This is a genomic window from Streptococcus pneumoniae (genome assembly GCA_040719455.1).
GTDB lineage: Bacteria > Bacillota > Bacilli > Lactobacillales > Streptococcaceae > Streptococcus > Streptococcus pneumoniae_G.
This window is the reverse complement of sequence record JBFDTN010000001.1, coordinates 1,397,501-1,416,094: the sequence shown is the minus strand read 5'-3', so window position 1 is coordinate 1,416,094 and position 18,594 is coordinate 1,397,501. Positions and strand designations below refer to the sequence as shown.

At 43.7% G+C, this 18,594-nt stretch carries 11 protein-coding genes, 3 tRNA genes, 5 rRNA genes and 2 pseudogenes (1 of these 21 running past the window's edge); 20 read left to right on the top strand and 1 reads right to left on the bottom strand.

The genetic code is table 11. The annotated features are described in order from the left end of the window. Nucleotides 1-180: 180 nt before the first annotated feature. From AB1I63_06825 to AB1I63_06765, 13 genes and pseudogenes are all read left to right on the top strand, one after another. Nucleotides 181-1,041, top strand: a complete 861-nt coding sequence (locus AB1I63_06825; protein ID MEW4354584.1) for an IS30 family transposase — start codon at nt 181-183, stop codon at nt 1,039-1,041. Nucleotides 1,042-1,201: 160 nt separating this feature from the next. Further along, complete coding sequence (locus tag AB1I63_06820; GenBank protein MEW4354583.1) at nt 1,202-1,555, top strand: hypothetical protein; 354 nt, start codon at nt 1,202-1,204, stop codon at nt 1,553-1,555. A gap of 82 nt (nt 1,556-1,637) precedes the next feature. Next, nucleotides 1,638-1,781, top strand: a complete 144-nt coding sequence (locus AB1I63_06815; GenBank protein ID MEW4354582.1) for a DUF4368 domain-containing protein — start codon at nt 1,638-1,640, stop codon at nt 1,779-1,781. A gap of 194 nt (nt 1,782-1,975) precedes the next feature. Then, entirely contained in the window at nt 1,976-2,281 is a 306-nt protein-coding gene (locus AB1I63_06810; GenBank protein MEW4354581.1) for a hypothetical protein, read from the top strand. Beyond that, nucleotides 2,278-2,826 (top strand): CvpA family protein, encoded by a 549-nt coding sequence (locus AB1I63_06805; protein MEW4354580.1) that lies wholly within the window; start codon nt 2,278-2,280, stop codon nt 2,824-2,826. The genes AB1I63_06810 and AB1I63_06805 overlap by 4 nt, the downstream gene beginning before the upstream one ends. A 56-nt stretch (nt 2,827-2,882) precedes the next feature. Next, nucleotides 2,883-5,216: an endonuclease MutS2 gene (locus AB1I63_06800; GenBank protein MEW4354579.1), complete on the top strand. Its 2,334-nt coding sequence runs from the start codon at nt 2,883-2,885 to the stop codon at nt 5,214-5,216. 262 nt (nt 5,217-5,478) lie between these two features. After that, a pseudogene (locus tag AB1I63_06795) lies at nt 5,479-5,688 on the top strand (VOC family protein). Nucleotides 5,689-5,728: 40 nt separating this feature from the next. Continuing rightward, nucleotides 5,729-5,857, top strand: a pseudogene (locus AB1I63_06790) (thioredoxin family protein). 342 nt (nt 5,858-6,199) lie between these two features. Then, nucleotides 6,200-7,747 (top strand): 16S ribosomal RNA (locus AB1I63_06785). A gap of 56 nt (nt 7,748-7,803) precedes the next feature. Next, nucleotides 7,804-7,876, top strand: a tRNA-Ala gene (locus tag AB1I63_06780). 130 nt (nt 7,877-8,006) lie between these two features. Further along, nucleotides 8,007-10,910, top strand: a 23S ribosomal RNA gene (locus AB1I63_06775). Between the two features lie 93 nt (nt 10,911-11,003). Beyond that, nucleotides 11,004-11,119 (top strand): 5S ribosomal RNA (rrf, locus tag AB1I63_06770). Together the 16S, 23S and 5S rRNA genes with 2 tRNA genes alongside form the textbook arrangement of a ribosomal RNA operon. A 5-nt stretch (nt 11,120-11,124) precedes the next feature. Beyond that, nucleotides 11,125-11,198, top strand: a tRNA-Asn gene (locus AB1I63_06765). Between the two features lie 97 nt (nt 11,199-11,295). Here AB1I63_06765 and AB1I63_06760 read toward each other — a convergent pair. Then, nucleotides 11,296-12,555: an ISL3 family transposase gene (locus AB1I63_06760; GenBank protein ID MEW4354578.1), complete on the bottom strand. Its 1,260-nt coding sequence runs from the start codon at nt 12,553-12,555 to the stop codon at nt 11,296-11,298. Between the two features lie 361 nt (nt 12,556-12,916). Between AB1I63_06760 and AB1I63_06755 the strand changes: the two genes are divergently transcribed. The 7 genes from AB1I63_06755 to AB1I63_06725 all read left to right on the top strand — a co-directional run. Beyond that, the gene (locus tag AB1I63_06755; GenBank protein ID MEW4354577.1) at nt 12,917-13,228 is read left to right on the top strand and encodes a hypothetical protein; all 312 of its coding nucleotides are present in this window, start codon (nt 12,917-12,919) and stop codon (nt 13,226-13,228) included. Between the two features lie 20 nt (nt 13,229-13,248). After that, nucleotides 13,249-13,425 carry a hypothetical protein gene (locus AB1I63_06750; GenBank protein MEW4354576.1) on the top strand — a complete coding sequence of 59 codons (177 nt, stop codon included), beginning with the start codon at nt 13,249-13,251 and terminating at the stop codon, nt 13,423-13,425. After that, a complete protein-coding gene (locus tag AB1I63_06745; protein MEW4354575.1) occupies nt 13,426-14,067 on the top strand; it encodes a hypothetical protein in 642 nt (213 codons plus the stop codon). A gap of 549 nt (nt 14,068-14,616) precedes the next feature. Beyond that, nucleotides 14,617-14,934, top strand: a complete 318-nt coding sequence (gene trxA, locus AB1I63_06740) for a thioredoxin (GenBank protein MEW4354574.1) — start codon at nt 14,617-14,619, stop codon at nt 14,932-14,934. Nucleotides 14,935-15,276: 342 nt separating this feature from the next. Beyond that, nucleotides 15,277-16,824, top strand: a 16S ribosomal RNA gene (locus AB1I63_06735). Between the two features lie 56 nt (nt 16,825-16,880). After that, nucleotides 16,881-16,953, top strand: a tRNA-Ala gene (locus tag AB1I63_06730). A gap of 130 nt (nt 16,954-17,083) precedes the next feature. Next, nucleotides 17,084-18,594 (top strand): 23S ribosomal RNA (locus AB1I63_06725) (it continues 1,393 nt past the right edge of the window).

Here is an 18,594-nt window from a genome sequence, read left to right as displayed (position 1 = left end):
TGTGGACGAGTCTGACAGCAGTAAAAATTAAAAATATTTAATATCCACCCATAATCCCATAAAATAGCGATTGTGCTCACTATTTTTTATTCCCCCGTTGTAAAATGAAGAGCAACAGAAAAAGACATGTTTATCTGATATACTAAAGTTGCTAAACAAAGTATAGAAAGATAGATAAACATGTCCACTACTGATTGTACCACAAAACGTTCTTATACGCATCTGACAGCAGGTCAGAGAGGGAAAATTCAGGCTTGGTTGTCTGATGGTCATTCCATGGCTGAGATTGCTCGTAGAATAGGCGTTCACCGTTCCAGCATCTCACGCGAGATTAAGCGAGGCTCTGTCCAGCAAGTCAAGAAAGTCAATGGTAAACTCGTTTATTTTCAGGACTATTTCGATGAGACAGCCCAAAATCTGGCTGAAAAGAGGCGGGAGGCTGTTTACTGTCTGAAACTTGAAAAGGTCTCAGAGTCTTTCCTAACCGCCTTTACGGAGGCCATGTTGGCTAAGCCAAGAATTCATAGTGTCGATACCTTTATTCATGCCTATAAGCAGGACAATCCTGATGAGCTAGTTCCCAGCACTAAAACCATGTACACCTATATTCATCAAGGATTACTGGCAGTTAAGCCTATTGACTTACCTCGTGCCATGCGACTAAAACCAAAGGTCAAGAAGCGTACATCAACTAAGAAGCATTTGGGGACTTCCATTGAGGAACGCCTAGAAGAAATCAATAATCGTTCTGAGTTTGGACATTGGGAGATTGACTCTGTCCTTGGATTGAAAACAGCTGGAGAGCCATCTATCCTGACCCTGGTTGAACGCAAGACACGCTACGCGATCACCGTCTATCTGGCTGGGAAGAAGGCGGAGTATGTGAACGAAGCCGTGTCTCAACTCCTTAAGGAGTACCCCATCAAATCCATCACAGCTGAGAGCTTAGCTACGACTACCTCAGCCATCAACCAGAGACCAAGAAGATTATTAGGCTATCAGTCTGCCAAAACTCTGCTTGGGATAGCCCAAGCAGCCTAATACCAAACTCAACTTTACATCAGATACACACTGTTGCACTTAACTTGACAATTCGGCACTATTTTTTATTTCCTAAAATGTAATAAAAATCTTTTAAACTATTGGACTATTTAGCCAAAGAGAGCTATGATGTCACTGTTAACAGATAAGGAGGAAAAATATGTCCGAAAAATTAAAGCAAAACAAGCATGAAAATATGGAGAATTTCGAAATGAAACAAGAGACTTTCCATTTACTCAAAACGGGAAATTGCCAATTAGCCGCAATTAGCGAACTGGTATCTAATATCGAATCGCTGGACTATATTTTCGAAAAAAGTACTTTCGAAGTTGTCTTTCCTGTCGGCGAGCATTCGGCATTAACTTATTCTTACTCGTTTGTAAATTTTAAACAAGCCGAAATCTATTGGATGAAACTGTACCAAAGCGAAGCCGAACAAGACAGACAATATTGGTTAGATTGTTTGGCAAATGAAAAAGTCTTTGTTTTACAAGTACGAGAAGTTAAGATGTGAACAAACGAAAAGCAGGCGGTGTGCCTGCTTTTCGTTTGGAATAAATAGATTTTAAACATTTTAGACTATCTTACGTCAAGAAATGGAGTACAATAAGGAGATTGAAAAATTTACGAAAGTGATTGAAGATTACACGACACTATCTAAATTGACACCAAGAATTCTCAATGAATTAATCGATAAGATTATCATCCATCAACCAGTAAAGGAAGAGGTCGAAAAATGAACATCGAAATTTATTGCCGCTTCATCGGAAAAACAATATAGCGTAACCGCCTGTATTCCGCTATATTTTAAAAAATAATAGACTGCTTGGGTGAGGGTGGACATTATAATCATAAAAGCTATAAAAAACACTGAAATTACTATAAAAACTGACAAAATCTCCTCTTTTTGGTATAATGTCTTGAGGTAAATTTTATGGCAAATCTAAATCGATACAAATTTACATTTGGAAACAAGACATTAACCTTAACAACCGAGCATGATAATTTGTTTATGGAAGAGGTCGAAAAAGTCGCAACAGAGAAATACGCAGCTCTCAAAGAAAGCATGCCGATGGCAGATGACGAAACATTAGCTATTTTATTAGCTGTAAACAGTCTGTCTACGCAGCTGGAGAGAGAAATTGCAGTCGATGACTTAGAGCAAGAATTGGAAATTCTGCGTAAAAAAGTTGTCAAAAACACACAAAAACAAGCGAGTGAAGACGAGGTCGAGCAATGATTTCAATTCTTTTACTCATTTGTTTGACTTGGAGTTTTTATATCGGATATAGTAGGGGTTTGATTCTACAAGGATTTTATACCCTACTTGCTGTGGTGGCTGTGATGATCGCTAGCCAATCTTATCAAACCTTGTCAAAAACAATCAGTCTCTTAGTCCCTTATGCCAATGCTCAAGAAGGAGCAACGACCTATTTCTTTTCTAGTCAACAGCTGTTTGAGTTGGATCAGGTCTTTTATGCAGGGATAGCCTTTTTGCTGATTTATACAGTGGTTTATACCGTTGGGCGTTTTGTGGGAATTTTCCTGCATGTGTTGCCCTTGAATTATTTAGATGATAAAAAGTTTAATCTCCTTGCAGGTGTTTGTTCCGTTTGTGTGACCCTGTTTGGTTTACAAATGGTGCTGACAATTTTAGCGACAGTTCCGATGGGAACGATTCAAAACCATTTGAATGCTAGTAGTTTAGTGCGATTTCTCATCAACCATGTCCCTATTACAAGCAATCTCTTAAAGACGCTTTGGGTGACAAAGATAATCGGATAAAGGACAACTCAGTTGGGTAGCTAGCTGAGTTTCTTTACATAAAAAGAGGAAAAAAGATGAATCAAAAAATATTAGAAACCTTGGAATTTCAAAAAGTCAAGGATTTGTTTATCCCCTATTTGGTAACAGAGCAGGGGCAAAGGGAGCTTATTGAGCTTATGCCGACCGATAAGGCGGAAAAAATTGAAACAGCCTTTTTAGAAATGCAAGAAATGCAGGCGATTTTTGTAGAAGAACCTCATTTTGCCTTGGGAGCCACAGAGGATGTTTCGGCGATTACGAAACGCTTGGAGTTAGAAAGTGATTTAAACATTGAAGAATTTCTAGTTCTTAAGCGTTTATTAGCTGTCAGTCATGAGCTGGTTCAGTTTTATGGAGAATTAGAAAATGTTCGCTTGGAACGTTTATCTCGTTTGTTTGAAAATCTAGTGGATTTTCCGACGATCCAAGGGAGTTTGCAGGCCATTAACGATGGTGGTTTTGTAGAAAGCTTTGCCAGTGACAACCTAGCCCGCATTCGTAGAAACATTCAGGAAAATGAGCACCAAGTGCGAGAGATTTTGCAAGACATTCTTAAACACAAAGGCGATATGCTGGCGGATCAGGTTGTCGCAAGCCGGAATGGTCGAAATGTCTTGCCTGTTAAAAATACCTATCGCAATCGGATTGCAGGGGTCGTGCATGATATTTCAGCCAGTGGAAACACGGTTTATATCGAACCACGGGCTGTGGTCAATTTGAATGAAGAAATTGCTAGTCATAAAGCGGATGAACGCTATGAGATTTTGCGTATTTTAGAAGAATTGTCTAGCATGATTCGTCCTTATGCTCAAGAAATTGCTAATAACGCTTGGATTATTGGACATTTAGACTTGACCAGTGCCAAGGTTCGATTTTTGCAAGACTATCAAGCAGTGGTTCCTAATCTGTCTAGGCAGCAAGATGTGCAACTTCTCAATGTCCGTCATCCCTTGGTGGAAAACGCTGTGGCAAATGACCTGTATTTTGGTGAAAACTTAACAGCGCTGGTCATCACAGGACCCAATACAGGTGGAAAAACCATTATGCTAAAGACCCTTGGCTTGGCGCAGTTGATGGGACAGGCTGGTCTACCTATTTTGGCAGATAAGGGGAGCCGGATTGGAGTTTTCCATCAAGTTTTTGCAGATATTGGAGATGAGCAGTCGATTGAGCAAAGTTTATCGACCTTCTCAAGCCATATGACCAATATCGTTTCCATCTTGGAGCGAGTAAATGGGCAATCCCTAGTCTTATTTGATGAGTTAGGAGCAGGAACCGATCCACAAGAAGGGGCAGCATTAGCCATTGCTATCTTGGAAGATTTACGACTTCGAGGGATTAAAACCATGGCGACAACCCACTATCCTGAGTTGAAAGCTTATGGGATTGAGACCGAAGGGGTGCAAAATGCCAGCATGGAATTTGACACGGATAGCTTGCGTCCGACTTATCGTTTTATGCAGGGAGTTCCTGGTCGTAGTAATGCCTTTGAGATTGCTAGACGCTTGGGCTTGATGGATCTCATTGTCCGTGAGGCAGAAGGTATGACGGATACTGATAATGATGTCAATCGCATTATTGAGCAGCTCGAAGAGCAAACCTTGGAAAGTCGTAAACGCTTGGATCATATCCGTGAAGTAGAGCAAGATAATCTCAAATTTAATCGTGTGCTTAAAAAACTTTACCACGAATTAAACCGAGAAAAAGAAACGGAGCTAAATAAAGCACGCTTAGAAGCGAAGGAAATCGTAGATATGGCTTTGGCTGAAAGTGACAGTATCTTGCAAAATCTTCATCAGAAAGCAAGTCTCAAACCTCATGAAATCATTGAAGCCAAAAGCCAGCTGAAAAAGCTAGCGCCAGAAGTGGTGGATTTATCGAAAAATAAGGTTTTAAAACAAGCCAAGAAAAAACGTCAACCACGAGTTGGAGACGCGATTGTTGTGACCAGCTATGGTCAACGCGGTAGCCTTGTTAAACAACTCAAAGACGGACGTTGGGAAGCCCAAGTTGGTTTGATTAAGATGAGGTTAGACGAAAAAGAGTTTGACCTCGTTAAAGTAGAAAAAGAAGAAACACCTAAGAAAAAACAGATCAATGTTGTCAAACGTACCAGCGGTCGAGGACCGAGTGCCCGCTTAGATCTTCGAGGAAAACGCTACGAAGAAGCAATGGAAGAATTAGATGCCTTTATCGATCAAGCCTTGCTTAATAATATGGCGCAAGTCGATATTATCCACGGTATCGGAACAGGTGTCATCCGTGAGGGAGTGACCAAATATCTCCGTCGCAATAAACAGGTTAAAGAATTCGGCTATGCACCTCAAAATGCTGGAGGAAGTGGCGCTACCATCGTGACTTTTAAGTAATGACTAGCAGTAGATGCTTTTAAGCATATGGAGAACTTGCCATGCATTTCAATAAACTTATTCCGGAATTGTCTGTCTTTGATATTACACAAACAAAAGATTTTTTATGAAAGACTAGGCTTTACACTAGAGTATGAGCGAATAGAAGATAAGTTTGCTTTTATAGTCATTTAGTTTTAATCTATTACGTCGTTAACTCGTCTTGCCTAACCCCAGTTATGCCTGCGACTCGTTGCCTAGTACTAAATCAAAACTAAACAACTATATGTCGTTTGAGGATAGTCAGTTCATGTTTGAGCAAATCCACGATGACGGTTGGAACATTGGTGCATTAGAATATCCCTTAGGGCAGGGCATTAATTTTTCAATCGCTTGCGACCAGGTGGAAGAACTCTATCGAAGGATTCAAAAGGAACAAATCGAGTTTCTCCTACAAGACCCCAATGGTTATCTGCTACGATTTACAAATTGATCATTTCTAGTTCAGTAGCAAGGAAACGGTGCAACCATCCGCCCGGGAGTATGGGATCATGTCAATCCCTACCCTATTGTTTAAAAAAGACGGCGAAGTAGTCAAACAAGTGGCAGGCGTCCATACGAAGGAACAGTTAAAAGGCTTTATCACAGAGCTTAGTAAGTAAAGCAGTCAAGAACTTCTATTAGGAAGTTCTTTTTTATAGTTGAATGAAAGAAACGAGAGAAATCACTAGGGGTAGTTATTTTATTGTAAACTAGGCAAAAATAGAAGATGCAGAAAAACAAGATTAAAAAAAGTAATAAAAAAATCAAAAAAAACGAAAAAAAGTGTTGACAAAGAAATGGATAGGTGATATACTAAGATGGTTGTCGCGAGAGAGCGACAAAGACCTTTGAAAACTGAACAAGACGAACCAATGTGCAGGGCGACTGAGGAGACTCAGTCAGTCAAACACAAGAAACAATAAATCTGTCAGCGAGACAGAACATGAGTGAGAGCTCAAACTTTATATGAGAGTTTGATCCTGGCTCAGGACGAACGCTGGCGGCGTGCCTAATACATGCAAGTAGAACGCTGAAGCTTGGTGCTTGCACCGAGCGGAGGAGTTGCGAACGGGTGAGTAACGCGTAGGTAACCTGCCTGGTAGCGGGGGATAACTATTGGAAACGATAGCTAATACCGCATAACAGTGCTTACTGCATGGTAAGCATTTGAAAGATGCAATTGCATCACTACCAGATGGACCTGCGTTGTATTAGCTAGTTGGTGGGGTAACGGCTCACCAAGGCGACGATACATAGCCGACCTGAGAGGGTGATCGGCCACACTGGGACTGAGACACGGCCCAGACTCCTACGGGAGGCAGCAGTAGGGAATCTTCGGCAATGGGGGCAACCCTGACCGAGCAACGCCGCGTGAGTGAAGAAGGTTTTCGGATCGTAAAGCTCTGTTGTAAGAGAAGAATGTTAGTGGGAGTGGAAAATCTGCTAAGTGACGGTATCTTACCAGAAAGGGACGGCTAACTACGTGCCAGCAGCCGCGGTAATACGTAGGTCCCGAGCGTTGTCCGGATTTATTGGGCGTAAAGCGAGCGCAGGCGGTTAGATAAGTCTGAAGTTAAAGGCTGTGGCTTAACCATAGTACGCTTTGGAAACTGTTTAACTTGAGTGCAGAAGGGGAGAGTGGAATTCCATGTGTAGCGGTGAAATGCGTAGATATATGGAGGAACACCGGTGGCGAAAGCGGCTCTCTGGTCTGTAACTGACGCTGAGGCTCGAAAGCGTGGGGAGCGAACAGGATTAGATACCCTGGTAGTCCACGCCGTAAACGATGAGTGCTAGGTGTTGGGTCCTTTCCGGGACTCAGTGCCGCAGCTAACGCATTAAGCACTCCGCCTGGGGAGTACGACCGCAAGGTTGAAACTCAAAGGAATTGACGGGGGCCCGCACAAGCGGTGGAGCATGTGGTTTAATTCGAAGCAACGCGAAGAACCTTACCAGGTCTTGACATCCCAGTGACCGTCCTAGAGATAGGATTTTTCTTCGGAACACTGGTGACAGGTGGTGCATGGTTGTCGTCAGCTCGTGTCGTGAGATGTTGGGTTAAGTCCCGCAACGAGCGCAACCCTTATTGTTAGTTGCCATCATTCAGTTGGGCACTCTAGCGAGACTGCCGGTAATAAACCGGAGGAAGGTGGGGATGACGTCAAATCATCATGCCCCTTATGACCTGGGCTACACACGTGCTACAATGGCTGGTACAACGAGTCGCAAGTCGGTGACGGCAAGCTAATCTCTTAAAGCCAGTCTCAGTTCGGATTGTAGGCTGCAACTCGCCTACATGAAGTCGGAATCGCTAGTAATCGCGGATCAGCACGCCGCGGTGAATACGTTCCCGGGCCTTGTACACACCGCCCGTCACACCACGAGAGTTTGTAACACCCGAAGTCGGTGAGGTAACCGTAAGGAGCCAGCCGCCTAAGGTGGGATAGATGATTGGGGTGAAGTCGTAACAAGGTAGCCGTATCGGAAGGTGCGGCTGGATCACCTCCTTTCTAAGGAAAAAAGGAACTGTATATTGGTCGTCATGTTTAGTTTTGAGAGGTCTTGTGGGGCCTTAGCTCAGCTGGGAGAGCGCCTGCTTTGCACGCAGGAGGTCAGCGGTTCGATCCCGCTAGGCTCCATACAACTCGAGAGAGTTGTAGAGATTTGCACATTGAAAATTGAATATCTATATCAAATAGTAACAAGAAAATAAACCGAAAACGCTGTGAATTAATGAGTTTTCTAATTTGAAAGAATTAGGTTAAATAAGGTTAAGTTAATAAGGGCGCACGGTGGATGCCTTGGCACTAGGAGCCGAAGAAGGACGTGACTAACGACGAAATTCCTTGGGGAGCTGTAAGTAAGCAATGATCCAGGGGTGTCCGAATGGGGGAACCCAACATGTAATGCATGTTATCCATGACTGTTAAGGTCATGAGAAGGAAGACGCAGTGAACTGAAACATCTAAGTAGCTGCAGGAAGAGAAAGCAAAAGCGATTGCCTGAGTAGCGGCGAGCGAAACGGCAGGAGGGCAAACCGAAGAGTTTACTCTTCGGGGTTGTAGGACTGCAATGTGGACTCAGATTTTGTAGAAGAATCTACTGGGAAGTAGAGCCAAAGAGAGTAAAAGCCTCGTATTCGAAACAGAGTCTGTACCTAGCAGTATCCTGAGTACGGCGGGACACGTGAAATCCCGTCGGAATCTGGGAGGACCATCTCCCAACCCTAAATACTCCCTAGTGACCGATAGTGAACCAGTACCGTGAGGGAAAGGTGAAAAGCACCCCGGGAGGGGAGTGAAATAGAACCTGAAACCGTGTGCCTACAACAAGTTCGAGCCCGTTAATGGGTGAGAGCGTGCCTTTTGTAGAATGAACCGGCGAGTTATGATATGATGCGAGGTTAAGTTGAAGAGACGGAGCCGTAGGGAAACCGAGTCTGAACAGGGCGACTTAGTATCATGTTATAGACCCGAAACCATGTGACCTACCCATGAGCAGGTTGAAGGTGCGGTAAAACGCACTGGAGGACCGAACCAGGGCACGTTGAAAAGTGCTTGGATGACTTGTGGGTAGCGGAGAAATTCCAAACGAACTTGGAGATAGCTGGTTCTCTCCGAAATAGCTTTAGGGCTAGCGTCGATGTTAAGTCTCTTGGAGGTAGAGCACTGTTTGGGTGAGGGGTCCATCCCGGATTACCAATCTCAGATAAACTCCGAATGCCAACGAGATATAATCGGCAGTCAGACTGCGAGTGCTAAGATCCGTAGTCGAAAGGGAAACAGCCCAGACCACCAGCTAAGGTCCCAAAATAATTGTTAAGTGGAAAAGGATGTGGGGTTGCACAGACAACTAGGATGTTAGCTTAGAAGCAGCTATTCATTCAAAGAGTGCGTAATAGCTCACTAGTCGAGTGACCCTGCGCCGAAAATGTACCGGGGCTAAAACAATTTACCGAAGCTGTGGATTACCTAATAGGTAATGGTAGGAGAGCGTTCTATGTGTGGTGAAGGTGTACCGTGAGGAGCGCTGGAACGCATAGAAGTGAGAATGCCGGTATGAGTAGCGAAAGATGGGTGAGAATCCCATCCACCGTAAGACTAAGGTTTCCAGGGGAAGGCTCGTCCGCCCTGGGTTAGTCGGGACCTAAGGAGAGACCGAAAGGTGTATCCGATGGCCAACAGGTTGATATTCCTGTACTAGAGTATGAAGTGATGGAGGGACGCAGAAGGCTAACTCAACCAGACGAATGGAAGTGTCTGGCTAAGCAGTGAGGCGTGGTATGAGTCAAATGCTTATACCTATAACGTTGAGCTGTGATGGGGAGCGAAGATTAGTAGCGAAGTGAGTGATGTCACACTGCCAAGAAAAGCTTCTAGCGATGTATCATACTCTACCCGTACCGCAAACCGACACAGGTAGTCGAGGCGAGTAGCCTCAGGTGAGCGAGAGAACTCTCGTTAAGGAACTCGGCAAAATGACCCCGTAACTTCGGGAGAAGGGGTGCTCAGTAATACTGAGCCGCAGTGAATAGGCCCAAGCAACTGTTTATCAAAAACACAGCTCTCTGCTAAATCGTAAGATGATGTATAGGGGGTGACGCCTGCCCGGTGCTGGAAGGTTAAGAGGAGGGTTTAGCGGTAACGCGAAGATCTGAATTGAAGCCCCAGTAAACGGCGGCCGTAACTATAACGGTCCTAAGGTAGCGAAATTCCTTGTCGGGTAAGTTCCGACCCGCACGAAAGGCGTAATGATTTGGGCACTGTCTCAACGAGAGACTCGGTGAAATTTTAGTACCTGTGAAGATGCAGGTTACCCGCGACAGGACGGAAAGACCCCATGGAGCTTTACTGCAGTTTGATATTGAGTGTCTGTGCCACATGTACAGGATAGGTAGGAGCCAAAGAGATCGGGACGCCAGTTTCGAAGGAGGCGCTGTTGGGATACTACCCTTGTGTTATGGCCACTCTAACCCGCATAGTTTATCACTATGGGAGACAGTGTCTGACGGGCAGTTTGACTGGGGCGGTCGCCTCCTAAAAGGTAACGGAGGCGCCCAAAGGTTCCCTCAGATTGGTTGGAAATCAATCGCAGAGTGTAAAGGTATAAGGGAGCTTGACTGCGAGAGCTACAACTCGAGCAGGGACGAAAGTCGGGCTTAGTGATCCGGTGGTTCCGAATGGAAGGGCCATCGCTCAACGGATAAAAGCTACCCTGGGGATAACAGGCTTATCTCCCCCAAGAGTTCACATCGACGGGGAGGTTTGGCACCTCGATGTCGGCTCGTCGCATCCTGGGGCTGTAGTCGGTCCCAAGGGTTGGGCTGTTCGCCCATTAAAGCGGCACGCGAGCTGGGTTCAGAACGTCGTGAGACAGTTCGGTCCCTATCCGTCGCGGGCGTAGGAAATTTGAGAGGATCTGCTCCTAGTACGAGAGGACCAGAGTGGACTTACCGCTGGTGTACCAGTTGTCTCGCCAGAGGCATCGCTGGGTAGCTATGTAGGGAAGGGATAAACGCTGAAAGCATCTAAGTGTGAAACCCACCTCAAGATGAGATTTCCCATAACGTTAAGTTAGTAAGAGCCCTGAGAGAAGATCAGGTAGATAGGTTAGGAGTGGAAGTTGTGTGAGCAATGGAGCGGACTAATACTAATAGCTCGAGGACTTATCCAAAATAAGTAAGATTCAACGAGAACATAGCGTGGTTTAGTTCTTGAGAGGATTTGATAAGATATTCAATTTTGAGTGTGGAAATACTCAGAATAGTTAAGTGACGATAGCCTAGGAGATACACCTGTACCCATGCCGAACACAGCAGTTAAGCCCTAGAACGCCGGAAGTAGTTGGGGGTTGCCCCCTGTGAGATATGGTAGTCGCTTAGCTATTATCCGCCATAGCTCAGTTGGTAGTAGCGCATGACTGTTAATCATGATGTCGTAGGTTCGAGTCCTACTGGCGGAGTTTATAGTTCTTTGAATCTTGTGGAAGCAAGGTTCTTTTTTTATTAAATTTGTATCTTAGAAAAATGGGCACTTTGTCAACTGTAGTGGGTGAAGTATTATCCCATACGAGAGAGAATCAGGTTGGTTCTCTCTTTTTGTATGTTTAAAGCGATGAGAATTTTTGTTTTAAAGTTTTTGAAGTTTCGGAAACCGAAAGCTTGTCGTTTGATGTCTTTGATAAGTTTGTTAGTAGCTTCTAGCTTAGCGTTTGAATAAGGTAATTCAAGTGCATTGGTAATGTATTGTCTGTATTTGAGAAAGGTTGTAAAGACTGTTCTGAAAGTAGAATTCACAGTAGGTAAATAGTCTTCTATCAGTCCGAAGAAAGCCTCACTGTTCTTCTCTTGAAAATGGAACATCAAGAGTTGATAAAGGTCATAATAGTGCCTTAGTTCCTCTGATAAGTCTAAGGTTTTTTGAACTACTTCTCTAGGGGTTAATGTTTGCCTAAAGGTTCGAGAATAAAAGAGTTTGTTAGAGAGTTTCCGGCTGTCCTTTTGGAGGATTCTCCAATGATGTTTCATAGCACGATAAGGGAGAGAGCCCTTGTCACAGTTCTTCATAATGGCAATCCGAGTAGCCATCATCGCCCGGCTCAGGTGCTGAATAATATGGAAACGATCCAGAACAATCTTTGCTTTCGGGAATAAGAATTTAATGATAGGAATGTAGTTACCAGCCATATCTACAGTTACGACTTTGACGTTTTCCCTCATCTCTCTCGTGTATTTGAGGAAGTAGTTTTTAATGGTTGTTTGCCGATTATTCTCAAGAATAGTGATAATCTTTTTGGTTTGAAAATCCTGAGCGATAAATGCAAGCTTTCCCTTATTACATGAGAATTCATCCCAAGATAGGATATCAGGAAGTCTTGAGTAGTCTTCTTTGAAGGAGAATTTAGTCAGCTTTCGCTGTACGGTAGAGACAGACACGTGGTTCTTCTTAGTGATATCAGAGTTCGTTACTTTTTCCGTATGTAGTTGAGTGATTTTGTCCCAGATAGGTTGAGAAATTTGATGATGTTTCTTGACGAGAGGCGTTTGAGCTACGGATACACGTAGACAACACTTGCATTTAAAGCGTCGTTTTCTAAGTTTTAGAAGAGTAGGAAATCCTTGAAGATCAAGCATAGGAATAGAGGATTCTCGTTGGAAGTCATATTTTATCATCTTTCCTTGGCAGTGAGGACAAGGAGGAGCAGGATAGTCTAAGGTTGCTTGAAGGAGGATATGGGATTTAACTTTGTAAGCAGAAGTGATGGTGATATTTTTATCTTTTATTCCGATAAGATTTGTGGTATTATTAAGTCGTTCCATATGATTCTTTCTAATGTGAGTTTCGTCGCTTTTCATTATAGATTATATGGGACTTTTTTTCTACACTGAAAAAGCTCTATAATCTCTTCAGTGGAAGTTACCCACTACAGAAATTATAGAGCCGAAAAATGTTAGTGATGTCACAGTTGAAGGGGGTGGACAGGAAGTCAATATCTATAACTTATTCATATCTTTAGCCTCCAGCAGCGCAAGACAATGCTTGAGGGAAGAAAAAGTAAAAGGACTGAATCCTGTAAATCACTGGATTCAATCCTTGTGGAGAAGTCCATTGTTTTATTTCGATAAATAAATGATAACATATTGATTGAAAACTATAAAAGTTACATAATTTGGAGATACCATGTTTTATCTAGCTTTTATCAGTTATGTGTCTTCTTATCCATTTGCACCTTTAGCCATCCTTTTAATTACGATTTCAGAAACTTTGCCACAGATTTTGCAGATAGCCTTAGGGACAGTGGCAGATTTTCAGAAAAATCGGGTTCGAAAAAATATTGTCTTCTCTTTCGTCAAATTCTTACTCTACACAGGCGTAGGTATCATTTTGACAAGTAGTAAATTTTCTTTGTTATCTGTTGTCCTAATTTGCTTGATTAACTTTATCTCGGATACCTTGGGTCAATTTACAGGATTCATGCTAACGCCGATATAGTTCGCTTGATTAAGGATGATATGACGACAGCCATGGGATTTGTACAGGCGAGTACACTGACTGTACGAATTATTGGCAATCTCAGTGGAGGATTATTTTTAGGATTTTTAAGTATTGAAATTTTTGCTTTTTTAAATGCTTTGACCTTTCTCTTTGCTTTCGGTGGGCTATGGCTGATTCGAGGGAAATTAATCTAGATGGAAGAGGAACTAGAGATTGATAAAAACTTAAGTTTTAAGGCTTTTTGGCAACATCTTTTAACATTTATTAAGTTCTTAGCTGGTATGGGTGATATCATGAAATTACTCTGTGTTTTAGCAATTAGTAGTGCCTTGCTCAATATAACAGTGCCGGTTGCGACCTTATTTCTATCGAAACATCCTTTCCTAGGTTTACAGACAGGACAGGCTTTGAGCATTATCTCCATTTTAAATATCGCGGGAGTTATTTTAGGAAGTTCTCTCAGTGGTAATCTTTTGAAACATGTCTCTACAAAACTAAATCTTTATATTGGTCAATCTATGTGTGGATTGATTTTAGTTGGTTTTTTCTTTCAAAATTTCTGGATGCTGCTCATGGGAATTGCTGGCGGTGTTTTTTCAATCGGTGTTATCATGCCTCGGTTGCAAACAGCAGTGATGAGCTTGATTCCTGAGGATGCAATGGGATCTATTCAATCAGCCATCGGTGTTGTAGATCTTGTTCTCCCGAGCCTTCTTGGCATGCTTTTTGTAGCGTTGGCAACCAGTCTAGGGATTGTGTCCATGATCTTTTTAGCCTTTCCTTTATTTATTTTATCAATTTATTGGCTTGTGAAGATGAAGGGTATGCTTGTATAATATTCTAGAGAAGTCACTGATGAGTGATTTCTTTTTTATACTATGAATTTTGTAATTACAAAGGGATAAGTAAGCTCAATAGAGGATTCAAAAGTAAAGAATACGCTGAATAGCGAGCTAGTTTATCAAATTGATAAATCAATGAGCAAAGAGTTTAACATGAGGTTAGATAATAGTTATTTGTGATTATGGTAGAAAATTCTAATATAGGCACTTGGTTGCTTATAGACTACTTTGCTTACATGTGAAAATTATATATTTTTGTAAAAATGAGGAGACAAACTCATATATAAAATTTATTCCTAGATGGATTTTTTTAACCTAGTTGCAGATGAAGCGATTGTTATTGTTGCTGAAATCGGAAAAAAGGGTTATTCTCAAGAAGGAATTACTTTTGTCAAAGTACAAAATAGATTAATCTTTGTTGTAGGAAAAATAAATACTTAGAGCCTATTATTAGCCAATAGAGATGAATGCGTAGCAAATATTTTGAAAAAGCTTTCTTTTAAGATAAAATAGAATTAGCAATATAAATAAAGGAGAACAACTATGGTTCAAGCAGTTACAGATGCAAACTTTGTCGAAGAAACAAAAGAAGGTCTTGTCTTGATTGACTTTTGGGCAACTTGGTGTGGCCCATGTCGTATGCAAGCACCAATTTTGGAACAATTGTCCGAAGAAATTCATGAAGATGAATTGAAAATCTTCAAAATGGATGTTGACGAGAATCCAAACACCGCCCGGGAGTATGGGATCATGTCAATCCCTACCCTATTGTTTAAAAAAGACGGCGAAGTAGTCAAACAAGTGGCAGGCGTCCATACGAAGGAACAGTTAAAAGGCTTTATCACAGAGCTTAGTAAGTAAAGCAGTCAAGAACTTCTATTAGGAAGTTCTTTTTTATAGTTGAATGAAAGAAACGAGAGAAATCACTAGGGGTAGTTATTTTATTGTAAACTAGGCAAAAATAGAAGATGCAGAAAAACAAGATTAAAAAAAGTAATAAAAAAATCAAAAAAAACGAAAAAAAGTGTTGACAAAGAAATGGATAGGTGATATACTAAGATGGTTGTCGCGAGAGAGCGACAAAGACCTTTGAAAACTGAACAAGACGAACCAATGTGCAGGGCGACTGAGGAGACTCAGTCAGTCAAACACAAGAAACAATAAATCTGTCAGCGAGACAGAACATGAGTGAGAGCTCAAACTTTATATGAGAGTTTGATCCTGGCTCAGGACGAACGCTGGCGGCGTGCCTAATACATGCAAGTAGAACGCTGAAGCTTGGTGCTTGCACCGAGCGGAGGAGTTGCGAACGGGTGAGTAACGCGTAGGTAACCTGCCTGGTAGCGGGGGATAACTATTGGAAACGATAGCTAATACCGCATAACAGTGCTTACTGCATGGTAAGCATTTGAAAGGTGCAATTGCACCACTACCAGATGGACCTGCGTTGTATTAGCTAGTTGGTGGGGTAACGGCTCACCAAGGCGACGATACATAGCCGACCTGAGAGGGTGATCGGCCACACTGGGACTGAGACACGGCCCAGACTCCTACGGGAGGCAGCAGTAGGGAATCTTCGGCAATGGGGGCAACCCTGACCGAGCAACGCCGCGTGAGTGAAGAAGGTTTTCGGATCGTAAAGCTCTGTTGTAAGAGAAGAATGTTAGTGGGAGTGGAAAATCTGCTAAGTGACGGTATCTTACCAGAAAGGGACGGCTAACTACGTGCCAGCAGCCGCGGTAATACGTAGGTCCCGAGCGTTGTCCGGATTTATTGGGCGTAAAGCGAGCGCAGGCGGTTAGATAAGTCTGAAGTTAAAGGCTGTGGCTTAACCATAGTACGCTTTGGAAACTGTTTAACTTGAGTGCAGAAGGGGAGAGTGGAATTCCATGTGTAGCGGTGAAATGCGTAGATATATGGAGGAACACCGGTGGCGAAAGCGGCTCTCTGGTCTGTAACTGACGCTGAGGCTCGAAAGCGTGGGGAGCGAACAGGATTAGATACCCTGGTAGTCCACGCCGTAAACGATGAGTGCTAGGTGTTGGGTCCTTTCCGGGACTCAGTGCCGCAGCTAACGCATTAAGCACTCCGCCTGGGGAGTACGACCGCAAGGTTGAAACTCAAAGGAATTGACGGGGGCCCGCACAAGCGGTGGAGCATGTGGTTTAATTCGAAGCAACGCGAAGAACCTTACCAGGTCTTGACATCCCAGTGACCGTCCTAGAGATAGGATTTTTCTTCGGAACACTGGTGACAGGTGGTGCATGGTTGTCGTCAGCTCGTGTCGTGAGATGTTGGGTTAAGTCCCGCAACGAGCGCAACCCTTATTGTTAGTTGCCATCATTCAGTTGGGCACTCTAGCGAGACTGCCGGTAATAAACCGGAGGAAGGTGGGGATGACGTCAAATCATCATGCCCCTTATGACCTGGGCTACACACGTGCTACAATGGCTGGTACAACGAGTCGCAAGTCGGTGACGGCAAGCTAATCTCTTAAAGCCAGTCTCAGTTCGGATTGTAGGCTGCAACTCGCCTACATGAAGTCGGAATCGCTAGTAATCGCGGATCAGCACGCCGCGGTGAATACGTTCCCGGGCCTTGTACACACCGCCCGTCACACCACGAGAGTTTGTAACACCCGAAGTCGGTGAGGTAACCGTAAGGAGCCAGCCGCCTAAGGTGGGATAGATGATTGGGGTGAAGTCGTAACAAGGTAGCCGTATCGGAAGGTGCGGCTGGATCACCTCCTTTCTAAGGAAAAAAGGAACTGTATATTGGTCGTCATGTTTAGTTTTGAGAGGTCTTGTGGGGCCTTAGCTCAGCTGGGAGAGCGCCTGCTTTGCACGCAGGAGGTCAGCGGTTCGATCCCGCTAGGCTCCATACAACTCGAGAGAGTTGTAGAGATTTGCACATTGAAAATTGAATATCTATATCAAATAGTAACAAGAAAATAAACCGAAAACGCTGTGAATTAATGAGTTTTCTAATTTGAAAGAATTAGGTTAAATAAGGTTAAGTTAATAAGGGCGCACGGTGGATGCCTTGGCACTAGGAGCCGAAGAAGGACGTGACTAACGACGAAATTCCTTGGGGAGCTGTAAGTAAGCAATGATCCAGGGGTGTCCGAATGGGGGAACCCAACATGTAATGCATGTTATCCATGACTGTTAAGGTCATGAGAAGGAAGACGCAGTGAACTGAAACATCTAAGTAGCTGCAGGAAGAGAAAGCAAAAGCGATTGCCTGAGTAGCGGCGAGCGAAACGGCAGGAGGGCAAACCGAAGAGTTTACTCTTCGGGGTTGTAGGACTGCAATGTGGACTCAGATTTTGTAGAAGAATCTACTGGGAAGTAGAGCCAAAGAGAGTAAAAGCCTCGTATTCGAAACAGAGTCTGTACCTAGCAGTATCCTGAGTACGGCGGGACACGTGAAATCCCGTCGGAATCTGGGAGGACCATCTCCCAACCCTAAATACTCCCTAGTGACCGATAGTGAACCAGTACCGTGAGGGAAAGGTGAAAAGCACCCCGGGAGGGGAGTGAAATAGAACCTGAAACCGTGTGCCTACAACAAGTTCGAGCCCGTTAATGGGTGAGAGCGTGCCTTTTGTAGAATGAACCGGCGAGTTATGATATGATGCGAGGTTAAGTTGAAGAGACGGAGCCGTAGGGAAACCGAGTCTGAACAGGGCGACTTAGTATCATGTTATAGACCCGAAACCATGTGACCTACCCATGAGCAGGTTGAAGGTGCGGTAAAACGCACTGGAGGACCGAACCAGGGCACGTTGAAAAGTGCTTGGATGACTTGTGGGTAGCGGAGAAATTCCAAACGAACTTGGAGATAGCTGGTTCTCTCCGAAATAGCTTTAGGGCTAGCGTCGATGTTAAGTCTCTTGGAGGTAGAGCACTGTTTGGGTGAGGGGTCCATCCCGGATTACCAATCTCAGATAAACTCCGAATGCCAACGAGATATAATCGGCAGTCAGACTGCGAGTGCTAAGATCCGTAGTCGAAAGGGAAACAGCCCAGACCACCAGCTAAGGTCCCAAAATAATTGTTAAGTGGAAAAGGATGTGGGGTTGCACAGACAACTAGGATGTTAGCTTAGAAGCAGCTATTCATTCAAAGAGTGCGTAATAGCTCACTAGTCGAGTGACCCTGCGCCGAAAATGTACCGGGGCTAAAACAATTTACCGAAGCTGTGGATTACCTAATAGGTAATGGTAGGAGAGCGTTCTATGTGTGGTGAAGGTGTACCGTGAGGAGCGCTGGAACGCATAGAAGTGAGAATGCCGGTATGAGTAGCGAAAGATGGGTGAGAATCCCATCCACCGTAAGACTAAGGTTTCCAGGGGAAGGCTCGTCCGCCCTGGGTTAGTCGGGACCTAAGGAGAGACCGAAAGGTGTATCCGATGGCCAACAGGTTGATATTCCTGTACTAGAGTATGAAGTGATGGAGGGACGCAGAAGGCTAACTCAACCAGACGAATGGAAGTGTCTGGCTAAGCAGTGAGGCGTG